This window comes from Anaerobiospirillum sp. NML120448, assembly GCF_023050945.1.
In the GTDB taxonomy this organism is placed as follows: Bacteria; Pseudomonadota; Gammaproteobacteria; order Enterobacterales; family Succinivibrionaceae; genus Anaerobiospirillum.
In genome coordinates this window covers 1-3,117 of record NZ_JALKIM010000133.1, presented here as the reverse complement: position 1 = coordinate 3,117, position 3,117 = coordinate 1, and the positions used below count along the sequence as shown (strand labels likewise).

Sequence of the window (3,117 nt, the reverse complement as noted above, 5' to 3'; positions counted from 1 at the left end):
CGGGATACATGCCTCTGGCTTTGTGTTAAAAGTCTTAACTCGTTAAGATGTTTAATGCCTTGTCAGGAAAATAGGTTAACCTTGATACGCAGGAACCCCATGGGCTTGCCCATGGGAGTTGGTCAGTCAACTATCGAAAATGCCAACACCCGCGAAGGCTACAACAACCTCATGCTAGAAAAGTCAGAGCAAGAGAAAGCCTCCCAAGCTCAACCAACTCAAGAGCAGGCTCAACAAGCCCCAGCCAATAACCATAGCCAGGGCCAGGGCCAGCCTCTCAACTAACAAAAATTTAAAAGCCCTTGCTGCCTAAAGGCAAGCAAGGGCTTGCCCTATTAGCTCCAAGCATTCCACCGCCCGCTCAAATATTGTCTATACGCCCGCCCCTGATGCTAAACATTACGCTTTTCATCAAGGTCTCATTACCCTACATACTCGCAGACTTAGCTTATCACTTTAAAAACAAAGTGCGAGAAGACTCAACTTGATTATGAAAAATACCTTGTCCCTATTGGCCACCACAAGAAAAGAACTTTTGACTCTCACTCTCAAAAACCCTTGTAAAAGGACCTCATTAGTATGAATAAGATTATGAACAAAATAGATTTAAAATCACTTAACAAGTAGGCATAGTTTATGCTTTTTTTTTTTTTTCGACCAATTTTTAGACACACCGCTTAAAACACCATCCCAGAGCTCTTTTTACATCAATCGAGCTCTACGTAGTTGTTTTGTCTTACATCCCGCATTAGTAGTTTCTCTTTTAAGTTGGTGCCTACCAACACTAGAGAATTTGACCTGCTTAAATTAGCTTTAGCGTGCTACTTTAAAAGCAAGTCATTACTACTTCTACCTCTTAGCTACGAGCTAGTAAAAGATAGCTTGTACAACCTTAACTTAGGCCACAAGGCCTATATGCACTTTAGCTTACATGTATATGTCAGGAACTAGCAAGTCTTACGACAAGTTCCACACAAAAAACCTAATGATTAAAGGTCACTTTATCAGTAAACAAAACGCCCGCTCAGTACAAAGTGGCCCATTTACTGCGACCTCAAACCAAACAAGCTAAAGCTGCTAAGACAAAACATCCCACTCATTTTTCATTTTTATATTACAAATGAAGCAAACAAACAACGCCATTAAATTTTTAATGGCTCAATACCGTGCAATCTTCCAGAATGCATACTTCAAAGGCTTAGCCACCGCCGCTGTATTAACAGCTGGTTTAGCTGCTGGCCAGGCTCAGGCTGCTGCAAATGAAAATACAGCTTTTAATGGCACCCAAGATATTACAGGCCAGACCATCACTATTACTGGTTCTACTGTATCAGATGAAGCTAAAAAAGATGACTTTAAGAGCATTTCAATTGCTGCATCAAATACTGCAAATCAAGGTAAAGACCTTACCATTACTGGTGGAGCTATAGCAAATAACACAGTCCAACAGACAAGCGAAAAAAAAGATGTTGTATTAACAATCAATAATCTAACCATTAAAGGCAAAGACGAAACAGAAGGCTTGTCATTGGTTGGCGTTGCTGGCTCTGGTGATGCAACATTAAAGGCCTCTTCAATTAACATTGAGACTGGTACTTTAAAGACTACTTTTGATACCAATAAAGTTGGTAAAGTTGAGGCAGGCTCAATTACCATTGGTAAAAATAGTGTTGCTGCTGGTAAGGCTGTTTTAGATATCGGCTCTACATCAACTATTGGTAAAACTATTACCGATACCTATAGTGAAAACACCTCTATTACATTAAATGAAGGTGCTCTTGTTAAGGTTCAATCTGGTGATAGTCTTGAAGCTGGTGTAATTCAAGCTGGCAATTTAACAATCAATAGTGGCGAAATTAAGGCTGCTGGTGACGGCAAAGGAACTAATGTTGCAAAGCTTAATATCACCTTAGTTGATGGTTCTATGAATGGCGGTAAGATCACTACCGCAGCAAGCGATGAGCTTAAACTGGCTTTTGCAACCGAAGATGTAAAAGATAACTCTGTTTCTGTTCCTAAAGAGTTTTCTATTAACAATGGTGAAATTGTTGCAGCTGGTAAGATTACTTTAACTGGTCCAGGTAAGTTCTCCTTAGCTGACGCAGCAACAATTACTTCTGGTGCTGCTCTTGGTGAGTTTAAAGTATCTGGCGCAGATACATCTAATTTAACAACTTTAAGCCTTTCTAAGAAAGCTTTAGATAACTTAGCTAAGAATACTAAAGTATCTACAACTAATGCTGTTTTAGACATTACTGGCAATGACCAAATTACTCTTGGTACTGGTGCTAACTTAACATTTGCCGCAGCCTCTAGCGCAGCTGCTAATGTTATTGGTACAGGTGCAGACACAACCCTAAAAGCTAATAATGTTCGTGTTGATGGCAATGTTGCAAATGACTCAGGCAAAGTTACTGTAGATGCAACAAATTTAACCTTAGCAGGCACTGCCGCTTCAACTTTAGCTGGTTTAAAGGCCAAGGACGTAACCTTTGAAAGCACTGCATACAACAAGCCTTACACCTTACAGGATACGTTAACTCTTTCTAGCACTACCAAGGTTGATAATAAAATTAAGGCCGCCACTGGCAATATTACCTCTAACCCAGAGGGTATTGTAGTTTCTGGTGGCTCAGCTAAGCTAACTATTGATGGCGGTATTTATGCTGCTGATAAGATTGGTGTAAAGAAAGGTTCTTTAACCGTATCCAATAACGAAGCAGATCTTTCTAAGCTCTCCATTGGTACTTTAGCCTTAGACAACACTAGTGGTGCTAATGCTATTACTGTTTCTGGTACTGTTTCTGGTGATGAACAGCATAAAGCCGTATTAGATCTTTCTGAAACCACTTTATCTCTTGGGAACTTCTATTATTCAAAGTCTTAATGCTGTAAGTTACTATAAAGTTGGACAAGATGACTTGACCCCCCTCTAACGATGCTTAGACTTATGATTTTTTGCTAACATCAGTTCAGATTTTATACCTGATTCCTTGATTTTGACTTATTTAGGGTGCAAAAATCCCTCCCATTGTTTAAATAGGATACATTGGTTCCACGCCAAAGTCTTAGATACTTTGAGTTAGAAAGGAATTGGCATTTTAAGAGTGATTAGGC

3 protein-coding genes are annotated in these 3,117 nt (G+C 39.6%); all 3 read left to right on the top strand.

Features of this window, described 5'->3' with window-relative positions; translation table 11 throughout:
• Nucleotides 1-111 precede the first annotated feature (111 nt).
• Nucleotides 112-285: a hypothetical protein gene (locus MXE38_RS11980; protein WP_246915387.1), complete on the top strand. Its 174-nt coding sequence runs from the start codon at nucleotides 112-114 to the stop codon at nucleotides 283-285.
• A gap of 652 nt (nucleotides 286-937) precedes the next feature.
• The gene (locus tag MXE38_RS12480) at nucleotides 938-1,072 is read left to right on the top strand and encodes a hypothetical protein (RefSeq protein WP_281503216.1); all 135 of its coding nucleotides are present in this window, start codon (nucleotides 938-940) and stop codon (nucleotides 1,070-1,072) included.
• A gap of 48 nt (nucleotides 1,073-1,120) precedes the next feature.
• Nucleotides 1,121-2,887, top strand: a complete 1,767-nt coding sequence (locus MXE38_RS11975) for a hypothetical protein (protein ID WP_246915385.1) — start codon at nucleotides 1,121-1,123, stop codon at nucleotides 2,885-2,887.
• Nucleotides 2,888-3,117 lie beyond the last annotated feature (230 nt).